Below are 21,361 nucleotides of genomic sequence, written 5' to 3' on the forward strand. Positions count from 1 at the left end.
ATTCTTAAATTCGCAACATGATTCAACGTAAACAAACTCTTTTTTTATTATTAAGCATTTTCACATCTGTAGCTTTATCGCTTGTTACTTGCAATTTTGTAAACTTTAATGGTACTAAAATCGGAGTCTCTGTTTCTATTATTGATTCAGAAGGACTGCACCCGAATATCTGGCATTATATTGGAACCGCAATAAATGCTATGGCAGCTATTTTAGCTCTTGTAACCATTTTTCTCTTTAAAAACAGAGTATTACAAGTGAAATTGAGTTATGCATTGCTATTTCTACAATTAGGAATTACACTAATCGTATCATTTTTACCAGTTGTGAAATTAGGTGAAGGAATTAGTTATGAAAATTCGATACTTGCTACAATCATTGGATTGATAGGCGCAGTAGGCGCTGCATTATCAGCTCGTAACATTAAAAAAGATATTGCACTTTTGAAAAGTGCGGATAGAATTAGATAAATTCTAAAAAGTAAGGTTCACTACTTTGGTTTCCTTACCCCGTAAAATTTCAACAGTTGTTGAGTCGCCTTTATTATATTTTGATAAGGCTTTCATGTAAGACATCACATCTAATACTTTATCCTCGCCCAATTTCTTAACCACATCTCCTTTTTCGATTCCTGCTTTAAAAGCTGGTTTATTATCTGTAACGCCGTCAATGCGCATGCCTTCGCCTTCGTAAGTATAATCTGGCATTACGCCCATAGTCACTTTAAAAGATGACTTACCAGTATCAGGAGTACGCGTTTTACTAAATGTTAGCTTAGGATAATTATATGTTTTTTCAATAATAGTCACAATATAATTCAACACTTCCGCTTCACCTTTATAATTTATTTTTTCTGCATCATCAGAAGGCTTATGGTAATCACTATGCTGACCAGTAAAAAAATGTAGTACAGGGATATCTTTTAAATAAAAAGAAGTTTGATCGCTTGGTCCTATGCCACTGCTGTCTTTTTTAATGCTTAAGGCGGTTTGAATGGAATCAATTAGAGGAACAAAAACCGGCGAAGTCCCAACTCCATAAACAATTATTTTTTTTGTTGAATCATTTAATCTTCCAATCATATCCATATTCACCATATAATTTATTGTTAAAAGATCAATATCTGGTTTATCGCACCATTTCTTAGAGCCAAGCAAACCCAGTTCTTCACCACTAAAACACATAAATAAAAAATTAAAAGGCTCTTTTTTATTATTTGAGGAAAAATATCTTGCGAGTTCCATTACTCCAACAGTTCCACTCGCGTTGTCATCGGCTCCATTGTGTATTTTACCTTCCGGATTTGGATCAAGACTATTGTGGTCGTGTCCTAGACCTAAGTGATCATAATGCGCTCCAATAACTATGGTATAAGGTGCTTTGTTATCAAGAAAACCCACAACATTATTAGATGATTTTTCCTTTATCCCAACCAGCGACGTATCATGTGGATCTGGATTCTTTTTAAAATTATATGGACGCAAGTAAGAATTATTATATGCTGTTAGTCCAAGTTTTTTAAATTCAGTAGCTATATAATTTGCTGCTAATATTTCTTCAGGAGAAGATGTACCCCTGCCTTTTAATTTATCTGAAGCTAAAAAGGAAATATGTTGTTTTATTGTGCTTTCTTTAAAATTCTGTCCCGTTAAAGTAACAGAAAAGAAAACGAATAGAATACTAATTTTACGCATGCCTAAAGGTATAAATTATTCCTCAAGCTTAAGGCTTTATAATATCTGTAAATAGCTATCTTTGCAACGAAATAAAAAACTAATGGACAAAACAATTCAACAACTTCATATAGGTATTTTAGGTGGTGGGCAACTTGGTAGAATGATTATACAAAATGCCATTAATTTAAATCTTAATATTTCCATTTTAGATCCAGATAAAAATGCACCATGCAGACATTTGGTGAAAAAATTTACTCAAGGAAGTTTAACAGATTTTGAAACAGTATACGATTTTGGTAAGGATAAAGACCTTATTACTATTGAGATTGAAAACGTAAATATTGAAGCGCTCAAAGCCCTAGAAAAAGAAGGAAAAAAAGTATTTCCCCAGCCACATATTATAGAACTTATCCAAGATAAAGGTTCTCAAAAAATGTTTTACCAGAGAAATAACATTCCTAGTCCTGATTTTTTTCTTGTGGAAAATAAAAAACAAATTAGCAAATACGCTGATTATTTTCCTTTCTTTCAAAAACTTCGTACCGGTGGTTATGATGGAAAAGGTGTTACTAAGCTTGTTAGTCCGCATCACTTAGATAAAGCTTTTGAAGCGCCAAGTGTGTTAGAACGCTTGGTTGATTTTGATAAAGAACTTTCGGTGATTGTAGCGAGAAGTGAAAGCGGAGAAATTAAGTGTTTTCCTGTTGTGGAATGCGAGTTTAACCCGGAAGCTAATTTAGTGGAGTATTTATTTAGTCCCGCAGATATCAAGAAAACAGTTGAAAAAGAAGCCATTAAAATTGCCACTTCTGTTGCTGAAAAGCTAGGAATAGTGGGCTTGCTAGCGGTTGAATTATTTTTAACTAAGGACGGAAAAATACTAGTAAACGAAGTTGCTCCGCGTCCTCACAACAGCGGACATCATACCATTGAAGCCAATGTAACGTCGCAGTTTGAACAACATTTACGTGCTATTTTAAATTTACCCTTAGGTGATACGTCGATCGTAAGAGCAGGTGTAATGGTTAATTTACTTGGTGATTTCGGACATGAAGGAACCGCAATTTATCAGGGTCTCGAAGATGTTCTGAAGTTTAGTGGGGTTTATGTTCATTTGTACGGGAAGGCAACTACAAAACCTTTCCGAAAAATGGGACACGCAACTATTGTAGATAACGATATTTTGAAGGCTAAGCAGAAGGCTAAGTTGGTAAAAAACACCTTAAAGATTGTTGCTTAACGCCATTAAAAGTTGAAAGTTATAAAGTTACTAGTTAGATTTTTAGTTTAAAATTTAGGATTTAGGTTTATGGAAAAACGTACATGCCCAGAGTGCGGAGATGTTATAAAAGGCAGAGTTGATAAAAAATTCTGTAGCGACATGTGTCGCAATGCTTATAACAACAAACAAAATAGCGATACTAATAATTATGTGAGGAACATAAATAACTCGTTAAGGAAAAATCGTCGCATATTAGAAGAGACCTTAATTGGTGAAAAAACTACTATTGCGAAACAGAAGCTAATTGATAAGGGCTTTAATTTTAGTTTCTATACCAACCAAATTACCACCAAAAACAATCACGTGTACACGTTTTGTTATGAATTTGGATACTTGCCTATCGAGGACAAGGATTTGATTTTAATCGTAAAAAGAAAATCGGATTAATTGTTGGTTTCCTCGTTTATGTAAAACAATTTGTAGTATTTCAACCCACGCTCTTCATCAAAGCCACGTTCTACGTAATCGTGTTTTGAATGAATATAGATGTGAAAATTTTTATCCAGTTTCACAACACTCTTCATGTATTTTGCGTTCTTTTTTACAGCTGTTTGAGATACTTCGAACTCATCAATTGCAGTAAGATCTAACCGCTTATTATAATCACCACGGTAATCGTTAAAAGCTTCAATAATTTCAGGTTGTACAAGGACTTCCTTTTCAAAATCTTTTAAATTAAAATTATCCTTTTCTTTAAAATAAGACGCACTCTTATTTAGCATCATCATTTGATCCTTCTTATCCACATTGTTTGCTTCCGTGAGAATTTCCTCACAAAAACCGCGCGAAGTATCCATGAAATTTTTAGTATGGTAATATCCGTTTGGTTTTATAACTGCATTTAAAAAGTCTTCTTCCCAATAAAGTGCGCATTCTGCTACACGGTTATTCGTGTCTACAATGCTCATTTTATAACCTTTCTTTTTTTCTGTATTAAACACCAAGCAGCCTTTATCCAGTTTGTTGATATTAATTCCATTATCGCAATCCACATCAAATTCATCCACATGTTGGTAAACTTTTAGAAAGGTTTCTTTATTCTCCGTTTTAAAATAACCAACTGCATCACAAAGTTCACCGTCGACCATTGCATCTTTAAAATAACAGACAAAAAATTCTCCGCCGTTAATTTTTGGATGCATACTTTGATTGTATAGGTGTGTTGCTACTTGTTTTGAAACATCTACAAAGCTTTTCTGTGAAGTAAAAAGATCTTCTGTTGCGTTTGCTACACTTGCTAAAGAGATATCTACTTTGCCTTTGAATTGATAATAGATATCCGTTTTAAATGGCGTTAAAAAGTAACGAAGGACTGTTTCTTTTACGAAATCATCTTTAAACTCTATTACTTTTTCACTACAGGTAAGTTCTTCTCCTAAACCCTTATTTCCAACAAAATGTACTGTAAAATGTGTGAGTTGCGCTCTTGAAAAATCGATCATAATTAATTTCTAAAAGGTTAAATATAGTATTCTTAATCACTCTTCATTTAACAATATTTAAACAAGTTTTAAGTCTCTGAGGCTAAAATAAGTGATGGACGGAATAGTAATTGCTGATTATTAAATTAATTTTGTATGTAACGCTTTAAATACTTTTCCTATGCGAAAAATAACATCTAAAATCACTAAAAAAGTAGCCATCATTTTTAGTGTGGCTATACTTTCTTCATTTACTTTACTGAAATTTGTTTTCGATAAAAATGATGTCATTCTAGGTCTTTTATTTGATAGCCTAAATCAGGCACATTACTCACCACAAACATTGGACGACACTTTTAGTGAAAAAGTATTTGACTTGTATCTTCATAACGCTTTTAATAAGCAATTTTTATTACAAAGTGATATTGACGAGTTAAATAAATACCGTCATGATATTGATGATGAAATTGCTTCTCAACGTCATGATTTTTTTACTGTAGCACAAGAAATTGTGGCAAAACGCATTAAAGAAAAAGAAGATTGGAGCAAAGAGATACTGTCACAACCTTTTGACCATACCACTGAAGAGGAATACGAAACAGATTACAAAAAACTTCCTTACGCTAAAACAAATGAGGACTTAAAAAACGAATGGCGTAAAGTACTTAAGTACCGGGTATTATTTCGTTTAGATGATATGTTGAATAAAGCAGAGAAAAAAGATTCCTCTTTGGCGTCAGTGTCTGACAAAAAAATCACACAAGCTCAATTAAGCGTAGCGCAAGTAGACAATGCGGAGTTGAAAATGGATGTAATTGAACAAAAAATTGAAAGTGGGAAATTATTTGATTCGCTTGAAACAGACGCGCGTAAAAAAACATTAAAAGAGCAGGAAGATTGGTTTAAGCGTCTAAATAAGATCACTCCTCGTGATCGCTTTTCAGAGTTTGCAAATGCTTTTACAGGTGTTTATGACCCACACACGCAATACTTTGCTCCAAAAGATAAAAAAAGATTCGATCAAGGTATGAGTGGGCAGTTTGAAGGAATCGGAGCCCGTCTACAGCAAAAAGATGGTATTTTAAAAGTGAGCGAAATTATTGTTGGGAGTCCAAGCTACAAACAAGGCGATTTAAAGGCCGGTGATGATATTATTAAAGTTGCGCAAGGCGCAGCTGACCCTGTAGATATTACCAATATGGACATGGAAGATGCGATTGAACTTATTAAAGGTAAAAAAGGTACGGAGGTACGTTTGACTGTTAGGAAAACTGATAATAGCTTAAAAGTAATTCCAATCATCAGAGATGTAATTGAGATTGAAGAAACTTTTGCGAAAAGCGCTTTATTGGATAACAAAAATAAACTGGGCTATATTTATCTTCCTTCGTTTTATACCGACTTTACAAGAAATGGTGCTCGTCATTGTTCACAAGACATGCGTAAAGAAATTGAGAAGCTTAAGAAACAAAATATAAAAGGTCTGGTAGTTGATTTACGTGACAATGGCGGCGGTTCTCTACAAGAAGTTGTTGAAATGGCCGGTTTGTTTTTCACTAAAGGTCCAGTAGTTCAGGTTAAAGGGAAAGGCAACTTGCCTTTAAATGTAATGGAAGATAGAAATCCAGATGTTGTTTGGGATGGTCCTTTAACTATATTGATTAATCACAATAGTGCTAGTGCTAGCGAAATTCTTGCTGCTGCCATTCAGGATTATAAACGCGGTGTAATTATGGGTACAAATAGTTTTGGTAAGGGTACTGTTCAGTCATTCTTAAATCTTGATGATTTTTTACTTAAACAATTTGATACCATAAAACCAATTGGTTCAGTAAAGATAACACAACAAAAGTTTTATCGCATTAATGGTGGCGCCACTCAATTAAAAGGCGTTACACCAGACATTGAATTGCCAGATCCCTATGCATTAATTGATCGTGGCGAAAAAGAGTACGAAAATCCTATGCCTTGGGATGAAATAACTCGTGCCAACTATCAGGAGTTTACGGCTATTAATTACTCTAAAGTAATTAAGAATAGTCACAAACGTATTGCAACGAGTCCACAGTTTGGTTTAATTGAAACTCAATCAAAAGAAATAAAAATTAAAAAAGATGACACCAAGTACAATTTAAATCTTGCAGCCTTTAGAGCAGAACAAAAACAATTGCGTGATCAGAATAAAAAATATGAAGATTTACGCAAGGAAATCAAAGGCTTTAATGCCTTACTTTTAGATGAAGATAAATTAAGATTAACTGATGATACAGCGCGTTTAAATAGAGAAAGTAAATGGGCGCAGAATATTGCTAAGGATCTTTATATATACGAGGCTAGTAATGTGTTGAATGACCTTAACTAAAGGTGAATGGAAAATGTAAGAGGGAAAAGGGAAGATGGGAAAGGTAAGATGGAAAAGGGAAGATGGAAAATTTAGAAGGGTAAATTTAAACCGAAACAAAAAAACCAGAATCAATACGACTCTGGTTTTTTTTTATTTAATTCGATTAAAGATTATTTTTTTCTAGGTCCGATTAGCATTAGCATTTTCTTACCTTCTAAAGTTGGTAATTGCTCAGCTTTACCCCACTCTTCTAATTCATTCGCAAAACGCAATAATAAAATTTCACCTTGCACTTTGAAGACAATTTCTCTACCTCTAAAAAATACGTAGGCTTTAACTTTGCAACCTTCTTGTAAAAATTTAATGGCGTGATTCTTTTTGAAATTAAAATCATGATCGTCGGTATGAGGACCGAAACGAATATCTTTTACAACAATTTTTGCTGCTTTCGCTTTAATTTCTTTTGCCTTCTTCTTTTGTTCGTAAAGAAATTTACCGTAGTCTACTATTTTACAAACAGGAGGATCTACGTTAGGCGCAATTTCAACAAGGTCTAATCCTTGCTCCCGAGCCATTTCTAAAGCCTTAAGAATTGGGTAAACTCCTGCTTCTATATCATCGCCGACAACACGCACTGTTTGCGCATGAATACGACCGTTTACTTTATGTAATTCTTCTTTTACTCCTGGGCGTCTGAAGCCCGCTTTTAAACCCCTTGGTTGTTTGAAAACTGGTTTTTGGTCACCACCGGTTGTTGTTGATGATGGGATGTTTGGTTTCTTTTGGTTGATAATTGCCTCCGCTTTTAGTTATACTTTTTGTTTATTCTAGTCTGAAGTTGCTAGTCTATAGTCGTTAGTCCATAACTCGCAGAGATCTTCAACTCGCGACTTTTGACTTATGACCTTTGACTTACAACTTCTTATATTTCTGTTTTTTGTTTAAAATCACTTTCAATTAATTCTTTCACGTAGTTTGCAAAATCTTCAGGGGTAAATGAACCGATATCACCTTTGCTTCTTGCTCTAACTGCAATCGTTTTTTCTGCTTCTTCTTTCTCACCTACAACGAGCATGAAAGGTATCTTTTTAATTTCGTTATCACGAATTTTTTTACCGATCTTTTCGTTCCTATCATCTACAAATCCACGGATGTCAAAGTTACTCAATAAATTTAATACATTTTGGGCGTAATCGTTATATTTTTCTGAAATAGGCAAAATAGCGACTTGATCGGGAGTTAACCATAAAGGGAAATTTCCAGCACAATGCTCAATTAAAACCGCAATAAAGCGCTCTAAACTTCCAAAAGGTGCCCTGTGAATCATAACAGGACGGTGTTTGAGGTTATCGCTGCCAGTATATTCCAACTCAAAACGTTCAGGCAAATTGTAATCCACTTGAATAGTTCCTAACTGCCATTTTCTACCTAAAGCATCTTTTACCATAAAATCGAGCTTAGGGCCGTAAAATGCCGCTTCACCAAGCTCAGTAACTGTCCTAAGTCCTTTTTCGGCAGCTGATTCAATAATAGCTTGTTCAGCGAGTTTCCAATTTTCATCACTGCCGATGTATTTGGCTCCATTATCAGGATCACGTAAAGAAATTTGCGCTGTGTAATCCTTAAAATCAAGTGCGTTAAACACATGCATTACCAGATCAATTACTTTACAAAACTCTTCCTTCACTTGATCGGGACGTACAAATAAATGCGCATCATCTTGTGTAAAGCCTCTTACACGTGTTAAACCATGTAATTCACCTTTTTGTTCGTAACGGTAAACAGTTCCGAATTCCGCGTAACGTACTGGTAGATCTTTGTAAGATTTCGGTGAAGACTTATAAATTTCGCAGTGATGCGGACAATTCATTGGCTTTAAGAAAAATTCTTCGCCTTCATGTGGCGTTTTGATTGGCTGAAAAGAATCAGCACCATATTTTTCATAGTGACCTGAGCAAATGTAAAGATCTTTAAGCGCAATGTGAGGCGTAACCACAGGTAAATAACCCGCTTTTGTTTGCGCCTTTTGCATAAACTGAATCAAACGTTCGCGCAACATAGCTCCTTTAGGTAACCACAAGGGCAAACCTAAACCAACTTTTTCTGAGAAGGTAAATAATTCAAGTTCTTTACCAAGCTTACGGTGATCGCGTTTTTTTGCTTCCTCCAAAAGAACTAAATATTCCTTTAAATCTTTGTCTTTTGGAAAAGTGATTCCGTAAATACGGGTAAGCATTTTATTTTTCTCGTCGCCTTTCCAATAAGCTCCGGCTATGTTTAAAATTTTTGCAGCTTTTATAAATCCGGTAGTAGGAATGTGTGGTCCACGACACAAATCAGTAAAATTACCCTGAGTGTAAAGTGTGATATTTCCATCGTCCAAACGCTCTAATAAATCAAGCTTATAGTGATCATCTTTTTCTTTAAAATAAGAAATGGCATCGCTTTTAGAGATTTCTTTTCGAATGTAAGTATTGTTTTGGCGTGCCAATTCTAACATTTTTTGTTCGATTTTTTCGAAATCATCTGGTGTTAACGTTTGACCATCCAAATCAACATCGTAATAAAAACCATTTTCAAGTGGTGGTCCAACCCAGAACTTAACACCTGGATACAAAGCTTCTAAAGCCTCAGCCATGATGTGTGCTGAAGAATGCCACATGGTTTCTTTTCCAAGAGCATCGTTCCACGTTAAAAGATTTATTGAGGAATCGGAAGAGATTGGGCGTGTTGCATCCCATACTTCGTTATTTACTTTTGCGGCTAAAACGTTTCTTGCTAAGCCTTCGCTGATACTTTGAGCGATTTGCAATGATGTTGTTCCTTTTTCATATTCGCGAATAGAACCATCGGGGAGAGTTATTTTTATCATTTAAAATTTTTATTACCTGCAAACAACGCAGGTTTATTTTTCAAGAGTAAAGATAAAAAAATTAATGCACATACGAAACATCTGTTTTCACTCAAACTAATAAACCTCATAAGAAACATAAGATCACATAAGGCTGACATCTAGTTATAAACTTATAATCCCTTATGTTTCTTATGTGGTTTAAATAGCTCCGCAACTAACAAATATTAACAAGCAACAAAACAATACCTTAAAAACTAAGCCGTTTACGATTTATATAAAATACATATATTCACACTTTACTATTTATGGGAAATTATATTTTTTTATTGCTGGTTTTAGCCTCCTTTTTTGGACTGGGTAAATTATTTGCAAAAGCAAACATTGAAACCTGGAAAGCCTGGGTTCCGATTTACAACTTTTATGTACTTGCCAAATTACTTGATAAACCTTGGTGGTGGTGCTTAATTATGATTGTGCCAGGTGTTAATATTTTAATGTACGGTGTATATGGTTTTAATGTAGCAAGAGCTTTTAACAAGCCTAGTAATCAAGATTTATTACTTGCGTCTGTTTTGCCTTACGTTTTTTTTGTGAAGACTGGATTTGATCCTACTGCAAAATTTGTAGGTCTAACAAAATTTAAAATTGAGCCGAGTAAATTAATTAAAAATTGGGTTGACCCAATAATTTTCGCTGTAATTGCCGCTTCCATAATTCGTGGATATTTTATTGAGGCTTTTACTATCCCAACTTCTTCTTTAGAAAAATCACTGATGGTTGGTGACTTTCTATTTGTAAATAAATTCGCTTACGGTCCTAAAATTCCGCAAACTCCGTTATCGTTTCCATTTGCGCATCATACTTTACCGATGAGTGAAACTAAAAAATCTTATTTGGAGTGGATTAAACTTCCTTATTTCAGATTGCCAGGATTTGGTTCCGTAAAAAACAATCAGATAGTAGTATTTAATTATCCTGATGGAGATACAGTAGCTCTAGGGTTTCAGGACATGAGTTATTATCAGCTGGCTCGTTACATTGGATATGATAATATAAATAATCCAAATTTTGCTCCTGATCAGGGAAATCCTGGGCGAAAAATCGGTAAGATTGTCGCAAGACCAGTTGACAAACGTGATCACTATGTAAAGCGTTGTGTTGGTATTGCTGGTGATAATTTCGAAGTAAGAGACGGTCAGGTTTTTATTAATGGAACGATGCAGGCAATGCCTGAGAAAGCGCAACATTTTTATTATGTTAAAACTTACGGGCATCTTTTTTCAGAACCAGGTTACAATCCTCAAACAGGTTCTCAGGAATCTATGCCTAGCGCAAGAATACTCGATCAACTCGATATTAATTATCCTGAAATGACTATTATGGCAGAGTCAAAAGATTCTGCAGTATACCGTTTAAACATGACGGTTCAAACTGCTAAGGCTGTTCGTGAAATGCCTGGTGTTGTTTCTGTAAAAATCATTAATGAGGCTAAAGGCGTTTACGCTCCAAGTGTTTTCCCTCACAATCCTTCTTATGGCTGGAACAATGATAATTTTGGTCCATTACTAATTCCTAAAGCCGGCTTAACGGTTCCTATTGATACACATAATGTTTGTCTTTATGAAAAAGTAATGAATACATACGATGACGGAATTCATCAGGTTACTAAGTCAGGAGCAAATGTTTTGTACGATGGAAACCCTATTAGCAGCTATACGTTTAAGCAAGATTATTATTTTATGATGGGTGATAACCGTCATAACAGTGCAGACAGTAGAAGCTGGGGATTGGTGCCCTACGATCACGTAGTTGGCTCACCATTTTTTGTTTGGTTTAGTATGAAATATGCTGAGAACAATCCAATCAGTGGCAAGTTTACCTTAAGTAGTTTCTTTAAAAACAGTAAAGATGGTAAGTTTCGTTGGGAACGCTTTTTATGTTATGTTAAAGACGGTACACTTCATTCTATTAAAATCCCGTTTATACTGAGTATAGTAGCGATTTGGGGCTTTAGTAAGTGGAATACTCGCCGCAAACTCAAATTAGAAAAAGAATCAAAAAAATAAAACATATTTTTGGTTTTGTAGTTAAAATCAAGTGGTTTGTTAGCGCATTAATTGCTCTGAGTGCGTTTTACTTACTTAAAAGATTTGCTTTTGATATTGTAAAAGTAAACAACCTTCAAATGGCCACTACTTATCACTTTGGCGATGCTGTGTTAATAAACAAAATTTCCAATGACTTTACTGAAGGTGATATAATATACATTGAGTATCCAGTAGAAGACACCTTACTTACAAAATCATTTTTTTTTCAGCGTATTGCTGCTTTACCAGGAGACAGTTTCGAGATTTCGAATAAACAGATCTTTAGAAACGGCGTAGCTGTATCTGATACAAGCACTGTAAAACATAACTTTTTTATTCAACCTAAAGAAAAAAAAGAACAAACAGTTTTTAAACTTCGCTACAATTTAACTGAAGGCGGTCAGGTCTCCGACGAGTATGATTACTGTTATTCGCTTACCGGGGAAGAATTTGAGATGCTGAAAAATGATTCTCTCATAAAAACCGTAGCACTTAAAACGGAGAAAAAAAACAGCTATGATGAAACTTGTTTCCCAAGTAATGAAAATTACAGGTGGAATATGGATCATTACGGTAAAATTTACATTCCGAAAATTAACGACACTTTACGGTTAGATAGTATCAATATCAACTTGTATACTGATTTAATTTCACATCATGAAAAAAATCATCTAGAAACAAAGCAAGATAGTATTTTGATAAATGGTGTTTTAACAAACTACTATGTAGTGAAAAAAAATTATTATTTTGTTTTGGGTGATAACCGTGATAACGCCAACGATTCGCGTTCATGGGGCTTTTTACCTGAGAACTTAATTCAAGGAAAGGCCATTGCTATTTTAAAAAGATTTGAATGAAAAGTATTTTAAGTTGCGCATACTGGCCTAATCTTCACTATTTCTATTATCTTTTAAACTCGGAAGCAATCCTAATAGAACAATTCGAAAATTACCAGAGGCAGAGCTTCAGAAACAGAACTAGTATTCTTTCCGCTAATGGTTTGCTGAGCTTATCAATTCCCGCACTTAAACAAGGTACTAAAGAATTGACGAAAGATGTAGAAATATCTTATGCAGAACAATGGCAAACAAAACATTGGCGCGCCATTACAAGTGCCTACAAAAATTCTCCTTATTTCGAACATTTTGAAAGTGAAATTGAACCGCTTTATTCTAAAAAATTCCAAAGCCTTTTAGAATATAATCTTCTTCAAATCGAAACAATTTTTAAAATTTTAAAGCTTAAAAAAAACATTTCTCTCACAACCTTATATAATAAAGAGATTATTGATTGCGAAGATCTTCGAGAAAAGATTCATCCTAAATTGGATTTTAAAACGGATGATAATGTTCGGTCTGCTCTAAACAAAAACTACTATCAAACCTTTGAAAGCAAATTTAGTTTTGTACCGAACCTTAGTATTTTGGATTTGATTTTTAATGAAGGTTTAGGGGCGCTGGATTATTTGATGGAACGGAGACAGTTGCAGTAAGCAGTAAAAAGTGGGTAGTAGACTTTGTGTATCAGCTGCGAGCCGTTTTCAACAAACAGGATAAACTTAAAAGGGGGTTTTACTTCTTCAAAACATATTCCAAGAAAGCTCTGTTACCAACTTTATCTATGACTTCTAATTTAAAATTAAGTAAGCCCATTGGGGTATCGTAATCAAAATAATAGGTTAAAAGATCAGTTTTAGCATCGTATTCGGCAAGTACCCATTCGTTATTCAACCAAAGGTTATATTTACCAATTCCACTCATTTCATCTTTGATTGAGAATGAAAAAGCATCTAATTGCCAGGCTTCTTTTAATTGATGTTCAGAATGATCTATTTTTATTTTTGGTGGAATAGTGTCTATCCGTAATTGAAATTTACCGAAGCTTTTAACCTGATAAAAAACCGAATCGTTTCTTGCTAAAGATATTGCATTTGATGAACCATCTAAAATGAGTTTGTCACCAAACCCTGCATATTTTTCGGGCACTTTAAACCCCAGAGTTACCATTTGTTTCAAGTTAAGATCAGGAAAAATACTTAGTTTTCCGTTATCATTAAGCGTATTACTAATCACAATATTTTTAGAATAGAAAAAAGTTTTTTCAGGGATATAGGTGTATAGATTATCTGTAAAACTCACAAAAGGGCTTGAGCAATTTACATACAAATTACTTTTTTCTTCTGGTATAACGTACTCATCTATCCTTTTTGTTTTCAAATAAAACTCCAAAGGACTAGCATTTCCAGACTCATCAGTAAATACTAGTTTTATTTTTTGAAACTCGCTTTCCTTTAAATTGATTCGTCCCTTATCATAACACGTGCCAAAAAGACCTAAGGGATAAATTGTTGGTAAAAAACACTTTTGATATTTTTGTTTACCAATAGTTTCGCTGAATTCGTTTATGTAACGGGAGTCGTCGAAAGAAATATTGTTGAGTTTGTGTTCATATATTAAATTATTATTCAAATACATTTGTGCTGAATAAATATTGTTAGGATTACCATTATAATAACATCGGTCGAGACCAGAAAATGCTATTCCTATTATTGAATAATTCAGAGTTATATGATCGCCATCAAGGATTAGTGTATCACCCCTACCCTTTTTAATTTTTTTTGTAGTAATTAATTTTGGAGAAGTAGTATCAGATAAATTGTAAAAAGCAATTGAATTAAGCTCTGGAGAAGTATGATCATTTATTTTATAAAAGCTTAGCGGGTTCAACGGCATCTCACTGAGTTCGTCACGAATCTCAAAATGCAAATGTGGCCCTGTTGAGCTTCCGGTATTTCCCGAAAGTCCAATAATTTCATTTCTTCTAACATATGCTGTTCGTGGCTTAAGCATGAAATCAATCTCATAATTCTGGCTAGTATATTGATTTTCTTTTGCCAGGTTAGCTACTTTAAGACTGTATGCATTTAAATGCGCGTAAAGACTAACCTTACCATTAGGGTGCGTAATGTAAACACTTTTACCATAACCGTAGGGACTAATTCGTATTCTTGATATGTAACCTTCCTCGATACAATAAATCGGCAAATTAATTTTACCATTTGTAGAAAAATCGATACCTGCATGAAAATGATTTGGTCGTAATTCACCATAGTTACCAGTGATAATAAAAGGGGAGTCTATCGGCCAAATAAAATTCAATTTTTCTTGCGCTAAAATATCTTTTGAAAAAAACAAAAGACCCAAAAAAAGAACGGATTTAATGAACCTATATTTTAAATACTGTTTTTGCAACGTCACTTAAATTTTAAGATGTTGTATCATCATTTGTTTTATAACTAGCGTCCTTTCTTAATTCGTTTTCAGTGATTTTATCAAAAAAACAAGCAAAAAAAGCAAAGAATAGAACCCCTGCGGAGGTTTGTAGCATACTTTCCACCATAAAGTTTAAAATGATAAGCAAGCAAAATATGGCCGAAAGAAAATTTTTATTTTTTATTGCTCTACCTAAAGAACCAAATGTCATGGCAATTAAGAGGAGAAAGCCAATAAGTCCTATACCAATAAAAGTCTGAAAAAACTGGTTATGCGCATTAAATTTATGTTCGTAAGCTCCTGTTAAACCATTTCGTTCGTATGCTTCATACAGTTTATCGTTAGCATCACCAACATTTGTTCCGAAAATAAAGTTACTTTTAATGATCGTAATTGCTTCTCCCCATACTAATAAACGCACCGCAGTACTTTCTGAAGACGTTTTATCAATTTTTTCCAATGAAACTTTACTTAAGGAATTGAAGCGATTGAAAGATTCTGGAAATATCTTTACTAGAACTACAAAGAGAAAAATAATGGTACCACAGAAAATCAGGATATTTTTCAGACTAAGCCTTTCTTTATATTTATAAGCCAAAAGCAATGGCATGCTGATAAAAAAACTCAGCATTCCAAGTTTCGAAGAGCATAAAAAAATAGTAGTTACGAATATTGCTATAAAAAAATACGAACTATAAATCACAGTTTTTTGAGTCTTAAACCAATCATTGTAAAATAAAACAACAAAAATAATTGCCAAAACCAAATACATGGTGAAGTAAGATACGTGAATAAAATAAGAAAAGAGCGTGTAAAAAAAATACTCTGGTTGGCCGTCCGCAGCAAAAAGAAAAGCACGAAATATTAAATAGAGGGAAGCAAAAAAGCAACCCGAAACAAATGAAATAACGCAGCGTTTTAAAATTTCAACTGGCCACTCAAAGCAAAAGAATAAGTAAGGAAAAAAGAAGAAAGTTAATTTTACCTCAACGCTAAACCCTGCCTCTGCTTTATTTGAAGAAATGAGTGCGCTAATAACGGTTAGAAAAAAGAAAAGGTAAAATAGTATGAGTTTAGGGTTTGAAAATCCCCTTTTTAATTGAGAAACATTAAGATTAAAAAAGGAAGCTATAATCCAAAAAACCACCAGAGCCCCCAACACAATGGAACCAAATGGTAAACAGAAACAAAACAAAACAGGAAAGAAATAAAAAAAATTTTGCTTTAACGTCATATGTATTTCACCCAATTAAGCTTCAAAGATAGAACTTTGAAGAGATTATAAATTGATTAATTGCCGATAAAATTTTTCTGCAATTATCTCCCTATTAAAATGTTGATTTACAAAACTTCTTCCATTTTCACCTAAACATTTTGAGAGTTCCCTATCTGAAACTAAAGTTGAAATTGTTTTTACCAATTCTGAAACATTTTCTGGTTCAAAATACAAACCACAATTTCCTTGCTTAACAAATAAATCTCTGGCCTCACCATCTACACCCAGTAAAACAGGAATTTTCATAGAAAGATTTTCAAACAACTTAGAAGGAATGGCGCCAAGAAAAAGATCTAATTTTCGCAATGGCACTATGGCTGCATTTATACCTTTTAAGACAGAAGGCATTTCTTTTTTTGTAACAGGTTCTAAAAAAGTAACATTTATAAGCTGAAGTTTTTCTTTTAAGGCTAGTAATTTTGTCTTTTCCGGACCACTTCCCATGAGAACAAATTTTACACTTGTATGCGCTTTAAATTCTTTTGCAGCTTTTAAAATTACTTCTAACCCTTGTGCAATTCCAATGATACCGGCATATAGAAAAATAAAATCTGCTTCAGAAAAGTTATTTTTTTGTCGCCAATTTGAATTTATAACCTGATCTGGATCATAATAATTGAGGTCTACTCCGTTGGGAAGCCAGTATGTTTTTACTGCGGGAAAACGCTGTTGAATATTTGAACAAATTCCTTGTGTTTGTCCTGTAACCAAAACGGATCGTTCGTATAGCCTCTTTTCCAAATTGTAGGCTAACTTCAAAAGACATTTATTATTAACCACGCCCAATTTCTCTGCACTTTCGGGCCATAAATCGCTTACATTAAAAATAAGCTTGGCTCTTTTTCTTTTTGCCAGAAACATGGCGCTGTAACCAAGAAATAAAGGAGGTGATTCACACAAAAGAAAATCGAAATTATCAAGTTTAGAATTTCCAATTCTAGCACTTGAATACACAAAAGAAAAATAGTTTCTTAAGCGTTTAAAAATGGATTTACTTTTAGAAACATAGATAGAAGAACGATGAACCTTTAATCCCTCGACTTCTTCATAAACATATTTTTTATCCTTATACCGCTCATAAATTTCCATCTGTGGGTAGTTTGGCATTGCAGTTAGAACTGTAATATCTACTCCCGACTTATAAAGTCTTACTGCTAACTCAAACAACCTGTTTTGAGGAGCGCCCACTTCTGGTGGAAAATATTGCGTTAAGATTAAAAGCTTCAACATTTCTAATTAAAAATACAAAAAACTAAATCATCCAAATTCACAATTGAATGATGACTTGCAGTTATTTTTTAAGTGCGTCGTAAAAAGCTTTGTGAATATTTCCGCGAATACCCATTTTTGCTAGTTTATTTTCGTCAGCATTCGGATAAACGCGATTACTCAGAAAAACCACCACCAAATTATTTTTCGGATCGGCCCAAGCAAAAGTGCCTGTAAATCCACTATGTCCGTAACTGTCTAAACTACATTCCTGCACAACGGGACTATCCTTTTTTGTATCAGCCTCCGGTTTCTCAAAGCATAGTCCGCGGCGATTACCTGGACAAAATCTACAAGTAGTAAACTCTTTTACCACATTACTGTCTAAAACTCTAACGCCATTTAATTCTCCCTTATTTAAATACAATTGCATGAGTTTTGCAACGTCTAATGCGTTTCCAAATAAACCTGCATGTCCGGCAACTCCACCCAATAGAGCGGCACCCGGATCATGTACATAGCCTTGAATAATTTGTTTTCTAAATTTTTCATCGTTTTCTGTTGGAGCTATTTGCGTTTTAGAAAAATATTTTAGCGGCAAGTAGGTTAATCCAATACCAACTTTGGTATAGATATCTGCAACGTATTCATTCAATTTTTTCTGACTTTGTTGTTCAATAATTTGCTGCATAAAATAATATCCTATGTCGCTATAAAGATACTTTCCAGGATTTTGAACTTTTGATTTAATGACGCGATTATAAATAGAGTCGTTGAAGCCTTTGAACACATAGAGATTTTTCGCGACCTCAGTTGGATAATCTTCTGATTTTGTTTTAGAATAGACACCAGGTTTATAATCACCGTCTTTTTGAATTGTTCTCAAATAAAATGGAATCCATGCCTGCAAACCAGCTTGATGCGAAAGCACATCTTCTATAATAATATTTTCTTTATCTGTGTCTTTCAAATACGGAAGATAACTTCCAAGTGTTTTTGTGTAATCAAAATTTCCTTCGCTTCTCAGTTTCATAAGGGCTAATGAACTTGCTGCAATTTTTGTAAGACTTGCAAGATCATAAAGAGTTCCATTGTCAACCGCTTTGGAGTCCGGACTATAGGTAAACTTCCCAAAAGATTTTTGATAAATAATTTGTCCGTCTTTTAAAGCAACTATTTCACAACCTGGGTAGGCTTTTTCACGAATGCCTGACAAAGCTATACTATCAACTGCACCAAACTTCTTGTTCATGAAAATTTCCCGTCTAACATTTTCATTTTTAATACTAGACTCCATTACCAATCCTGTACCACTTTTAAAGTGATTTGTGCTTACAGGTAACTTTCCATTAACACGAATATTACCCATGATGGCGTTTGCTGAGGCTCTTAACAAAGAAGGTAAATATTCATAAGCAACCATTACTGCTTTAAAATTAGCGATAGAACTTATTTTATTTAGCAAATAAGGGTTCGTCATCATTACCAAAATAGTAGGTTTAATTTTGGAAATGGAATCGATTAGTTTCAAAGTTTGATCCCCTACCCCATAATTATTTTCCGCTTTTAAGGTTGCTTTATTGACTTGCAAAACAACAATGTCCGACTCTTTAATTCTTTCTAATGCTAGGGCTATAATTGAAGGTTTAGCGTCATGAGATAAACCCAGGTGTTCGACGTACGCATAATTTTTTAAAGTATTTCCAAGCGTATTTTGCTCTTCAACTCCTATTGAGACTTCAAGAATTCTCAGACTGTCAGTACCCTTGAGAGGAAGAAAATTATTCGTATTTTTTAATAAGGTTATGGAAGCTTCGGCTAATTTATCATTCAAGTCATCACTTTGTTTTGTATTTAATTCTTTGGCAAGATTTCGGGTAACTATTTCCTGCGTATTATTTAGACCACACCAGTATTTTGCTTTCAATATTTTTTTGCAGCGCTCATCAATTTCTTCTTGCGTTATCTTACCGTCTTTAATTACCAATGCAATTTCATCCATTGCTTTTCCAACGTCACCACTGAATAACAAAACATCATTCCCAGCTAATAGAGCCTTTACGTCCACTTCACCTGGTACGTAGAATTTCGCAACGCCTTTCATGTTTAATGCGTCGGTGAAAATTAAACCTTTGTATGCCATTTTAGTTTTTAGGAGATCGTTCACCACGTTTGGCGATAAGGTAGAAGCAAGATCTTTTGTTGTATCTAAACTCGGAATATTAAGGTGCGCGACCATTACACTTGCTAAACCTTTGTCAAATAAATATTGAAAGGGATATAACTCTAATGTATCCAAACGCTCGCGACTGTGATTTATATATGGCAAGGTTTTATGAGAATCGCTGTCTGTGTCTCCATGTCCGGGAAAATGCTTACCATTCGCCATTACGTGTTCATCCTGTAATCCTTGCATGTACATGTATGCCTTTTGCGCTACATTGTATTTGTTCTCTCCAAAGCTTCTCATTCCAATAACCGGATTTAAAGGATTGTTATTTACATCTGCCACCGGAGCAAAATTCACATGAATCCCCATACGCTTGCATTCACGGGCAATTTGGCGACCCATTTGATAAATTAATGAATCGTTTTGGATAGCACCTAAAGTCATTTGTTTTGGGTAGCGAGGCGTTGAATCCAAACGCATGGCTAATCCCCACTCTCCATCAATACTGTACAACAAAGGTGTTTTTGAAATACTTTGATAATAATTCGCCAACTTGCCCTGTCTTACCGGACCACCTTGCATCCAGATTAATCCACCAATTTTGTAATTGGTAATAAGATCTTTAATTTCTTTAGCGTGTTTGGCATCTTTGTTGCTATAGGCTGCAACCATAAACAATTGTGCTAGTCTCTCTTTAGGACTTAAAGAGTTAAAAACTGAATCCACCCATCTATTTTGAATGGCAATAAAATCAGGATCTGTCTTCTTTTTCGGTGGGTAATTAAAAGAAACCAGTGCAAAAAGCAGCAGCACAAACGTTGTTCTATAAAATCTCTTCATCTGTATAAAGTTAGGGCTAATAAAAAGTCTGAATAGTGCGACAGTACTAATGTTTTTAACAAAGAGGTATTGATTTGTTTTTTTTAACGTAATAGAAAAAAGAGGGGTGATTTAGACTGGGCTGCAACTGAAACCATTTTATGTTCATATAAAATGTAAACTCAAAAGGAAATTTTCTTCTCCACTTTATGACTTTCTGTTATATTTGAGCAAATTATTTGCATATGAAGTTCCATAAAGAAGGCTGGCCAAGTTTAGCGATAGTATTGCTTTTTAGCGCCATTATTATTTTTATTGCCAGACATTTTTTTCCTGAGTATCCGATTGCGCATTGGTTTGCTTATTTATTAAGCGCCTTTTTAACCATTGTAATTGTTCAATTTTTCAGACACCCTACCAGAAAACACACTTTAGGAGACAATCTAATTATTGCCCCTGCTGATGGGAAAGTTGTGGTAATAGAAGAAACCCCCGAGTTAGAGTACTTCAAAGACAAACGTTTGCAAGTAAGTATTTTTATGAGTCCTATAAATGTGCACGTCAACCGCTACCCAATTGCAGGACTAGTAAGTTTTTTTAAATATCATCCCGGTAAATTTTTAGCAGCTTGGGAACCTAAAAGCAGTACTGATAATGAGCGCACGACTGTTGTTGTGAAACACAAAAACGGTACGGAAATTCTATTTCGTCAAATTGCCGGTGCCTTAGCACGTCGCATCGTATGGTATTGCAAAGAAGGAGATGTTGCTGAGCAATGCGGAGAAATGGGTTTTATTAAATTCGGATCGCGTGTTGATCTATTTTTTCCAATTGGTACCAAGTTAAACGTAAAAATTGGTGATGTGGTAAAGGGTTCGCAGAGTGTAATTGGGGAGTTGTAAGGGAAGATGTAAAATGTGAAAGGGAAGATGTAAAATGTAAAAAAATCCA

General features: G+C 34.3%; 16 protein-coding genes. 8 read left to right on the forward strand and 8 right to left on the reverse strand.

Features of this window, described 5'->3' with window-relative positions; genetic code table 11:
* The first annotated feature begins 17 nt into the window (after positions 1 to 17).
* Positions 18 to 470 carry a DUF4293 family protein gene (locus P2086_RS18220; RefSeq protein ID WP_317898199.1) on the forward strand — a complete coding sequence of 151 codons (453 nt, stop codon included), beginning with the start codon at positions 18 to 20 and terminating at the stop codon, positions 468 to 470.
* Positions 471 to 473: 3 nt separating this feature from the next.
* Here the strand turns inward: P2086_RS18220 and P2086_RS18225 are convergent, their stop codons facing one another.
* The gene (locus P2086_RS18225; RefSeq protein ID WP_317898200.1) at positions 474 to 1,694 is read right to left on the reverse strand and encodes a M20/M25/M40 family metallo-hydrolase; all 1,221 of its coding nucleotides are present in this window, start codon (positions 1,692 to 1,694) and stop codon (positions 474 to 476) included.
* Between the two features lie 82 nt (positions 1,695 to 1,776).
* Here P2086_RS18225 and P2086_RS18230 point away from each other — a divergent pair, with 82 nt between their 5' ends.
* Both P2086_RS18230 and P2086_RS18235 read left to right on the forward strand, forming a co-directional pair.
* Complete coding sequence (locus P2086_RS18230; protein ID WP_317898201.1) at positions 1,777 to 2,916, forward strand: 5-(carboxyamino)imidazole ribonucleotide synthase; 1,140 nt, start codon at positions 1,777 to 1,779, stop codon at positions 2,914 to 2,916.
* A 69-nt stretch (positions 2,917 to 2,985) separates the two neighbouring features.
* Positions 2,986 to 3,345 (forward strand): DUF2116 family Zn-ribbon domain-containing protein, encoded by a 360-nt coding sequence (locus P2086_RS18235; protein ID WP_317898202.1) that lies wholly within the window; start codon positions 2,986 to 2,988, stop codon positions 3,343 to 3,345.
* On the opposite strand, the gene P2086_RS18240 is transcribed toward P2086_RS18235, so the two are convergent.
* Positions 3,342 to 4,400 (reverse strand): nucleoid-associated protein, encoded by a 1,059-nt coding sequence (locus P2086_RS18240; RefSeq protein ID WP_317898203.1) that lies wholly within the window; start codon positions 4,398 to 4,400, stop codon positions 3,342 to 3,344. The genes P2086_RS18235 and P2086_RS18240 overlap by 4 nt on opposite strands.
* Before the next feature lie 160 nt (positions 4,401 to 4,560).
* Here P2086_RS18240 and P2086_RS18245 point away from each other — a divergent pair, with 160 nt between their 5' ends.
* A complete protein-coding gene (locus P2086_RS18245; RefSeq protein ID WP_317898204.1) occupies positions 4,561 to 6,741 on the forward strand; it encodes a carboxy terminal-processing peptidase in 2,181 nt (726 codons plus the stop codon).
* A gap of 152 nt (positions 6,742 to 6,893) precedes the next feature.
* On the opposite strand, the gene infC is transcribed toward P2086_RS18245, so the two are convergent.
* Positions 6,894 to 7,358, reverse strand: a complete 465-nt coding sequence (gene infC / locus P2086_RS18250) for a translation initiation factor IF-3 (RefSeq protein ID WP_396127443.1) — start codon at positions 7,356 to 7,358, stop codon at positions 6,894 to 6,896.
* Positions 7,359 to 7,645: 287 nt separating this feature from the next.
* A complete protein-coding gene (thrS, locus tag P2086_RS18255) occupies positions 7,646 to 9,595 on the reverse strand; it encodes a threonine--tRNA ligase (protein WP_317898205.1) in 1,950 nt (649 codons plus the stop codon).
* A 287-nt stretch (positions 9,596 to 9,882) separates the two neighbouring features.
* Here thrS and P2086_RS18260 point away from each other — a divergent pair, with 287 nt between their 5' ends.
* The 3 genes from P2086_RS18260 to P2086_RS18270 are packed head-to-tail and all read left to right on the forward strand — an operon-like array spanning position 9,883 to position 13,156.
* A complete protein-coding gene (locus P2086_RS18260; RefSeq protein ID WP_317898206.1) occupies positions 9,883 to 11,643 on the forward strand; it encodes a S26 family signal peptidase in 1,761 nt (586 codons plus the stop codon).
* A complete protein-coding gene (gene lepB / locus P2086_RS18265; protein ID WP_317898207.1) occupies positions 11,595 to 12,521 on the forward strand; it encodes a signal peptidase I in 927 nt (308 codons plus the stop codon). Before P2086_RS18260 ends, lepB begins: the two co-directional genes overlap by 49 nt.
* Positions 12,518 to 13,156, forward strand: coding sequence for a WbqC family protein (locus P2086_RS18270; protein WP_317898208.1), 639 nt, complete (start codon positions 12,518 to 12,520; stop codon positions 13,154 to 13,156). Before lepB ends, P2086_RS18270 begins: the two co-directional genes overlap by 4 nt.
* 79 nt (positions 13,157 to 13,235) lie before the next feature.
* Here the strand turns inward: P2086_RS18270 and P2086_RS18275 are convergent, their stop codons facing one another.
* The 4 genes from P2086_RS18275 to P2086_RS18290 all read right to left on the reverse strand — a co-directional run bounded on the left by P2086_RS18275 (position 13,236) and on the right by P2086_RS18290 (position 20,431).
* Positions 13,236 to 14,921 (reverse strand): M23 family metallopeptidase, encoded by a 1,686-nt coding sequence (locus P2086_RS18275; protein WP_317898209.1) that lies wholly within the window; start codon positions 14,919 to 14,921, stop codon positions 13,236 to 13,238.
* A gap of 7 nt (positions 14,922 to 14,928) precedes the next feature.
* Positions 14,929 to 16,170 (reverse strand): O-antigen ligase family protein, encoded by a 1,242-nt coding sequence (locus P2086_RS18280; protein ID WP_317898210.1) that lies wholly within the window; start codon positions 16,168 to 16,170, stop codon positions 14,929 to 14,931.
* Positions 16,171 to 16,215: 45 nt separating this feature from the next.
* Complete coding sequence (locus P2086_RS18285) at positions 16,216 to 17,442, reverse strand: glycosyltransferase family 4 protein (RefSeq protein ID WP_317898211.1); 1,227 nt, start codon at positions 17,440 to 17,442, stop codon at positions 16,216 to 16,218.
* A 61-nt stretch (positions 17,443 to 17,503) separates the two neighbouring features.
* Positions 17,504 to 20,431, reverse strand: a complete 2,928-nt coding sequence (locus P2086_RS18290) for a serine hydrolase domain-containing protein (protein WP_317898212.1) — start codon at positions 20,429 to 20,431, stop codon at positions 17,504 to 17,506.
* A 224-nt stretch (positions 20,432 to 20,655) separates the two neighbouring features.
* On the opposite strand from P2086_RS18290, the gene P2086_RS18295 reads away from it, so the two are divergent.
* Positions 20,656 to 21,312, forward strand: a complete 657-nt coding sequence (locus P2086_RS18295) for a phosphatidylserine decarboxylase family protein (protein WP_317898213.1) — start codon at positions 20,656 to 20,658, stop codon at positions 21,310 to 21,312.
* The last annotated feature ends 49 nt before the right edge of the window (positions 21,313 to 21,361 follow it).

Source organism: Aurantibacillus circumpalustris, assembly GCF_029625215.1.
Lineage (GTDB): Bacteria > Bacteroidota > Bacteroidia > B-17B0 > Aurantibacillaceae > Aurantibacillus > Aurantibacillus circumpalustris.

What these genes read in the sequence shown, in the direction of transcription:
- P2086_RS18240 (WP_317898203.1), bottom strand. Translation starts at nt 4,400, where the DNA reads ATGATCGATTTTTCAAGAGCGCAACTCACACATTTTACAGTACATTTT.
- thrS (WP_317898205.1), bottom strand. Translation starts at nt 9,595, where the DNA reads ATGATAAAAATAACTCTCCCCGATGGTTCTATTCGCGAATATGAAAAA.
- P2086_RS18235 (WP_317898202.1), top strand. Translation starts at nt 2,986, where the DNA reads ATGGAAAAACGTACATGCCCAGAGTGCGGAGATGTTATAAAAGGCAGA.
- P2086_RS18260 (WP_317898206.1), top strand. Translation starts at nt 9,883, where the DNA reads ATGGGAAATTATATTTTTTTATTGCTGGTTTTAGCCTCCTTTTTTGGA.
- P2086_RS18285 (WP_317898211.1), bottom strand. Translation starts at nt 17,442, where the DNA reads ATGTTGAAGCTTTTAATCTTAACGCAATATTTTCCACCAGAAGTGGGC.
- P2086_RS18245 (WP_317898204.1), top strand. Translation starts at nt 4,561, where the DNA reads ATGCGAAAAATAACATCTAAAATCACTAAAAAAGTAGCCATCATTTTT.
- P2086_RS18280 (WP_317898210.1), bottom strand. Translation starts at nt 16,170, where the DNA reads ATGACGTTAAAGCAAAATTTTTTTTATTTCTTTCCTGTTTTGTTTTGT.
- P2086_RS18225 (WP_317898200.1), bottom strand. Translation starts at nt 1,694, where the DNA reads ATGCGTAAAATTAGTATTCTATTCGTTTTCTTTTCTGTTACTTTAACG.
- P2086_RS18295 (WP_317898213.1), top strand. Translation starts at nt 20,656, where the DNA reads ATGAAGTTCCATAAAGAAGGCTGGCCAAGTTTAGCGATAGTATTGCTT.
- P2086_RS18220 (WP_317898199.1), top strand. Translation starts at nt 18, where the DNA reads ATGATTCAACGTAAACAAACTCTTTTTTTATTATTAAGCATTTTCACA.
- P2086_RS18230 (WP_317898201.1), top strand. Translation starts at nt 1,777, where the DNA reads ATGGACAAAACAATTCAACAACTTCATATAGGTATTTTAGGTGGTGGG.
- P2086_RS18290 (WP_317898212.1), bottom strand. Translation starts at nt 20,431, where the DNA reads ATGAAGAGATTTTATAGAACAACGTTTGTGCTGCTGCTTTTTGCACTG.
- P2086_RS18270 (WP_317898208.1), top strand. Translation starts at nt 12,518, where the DNA reads ATGAAAAGTATTTTAAGTTGCGCATACTGGCCTAATCTTCACTATTTC.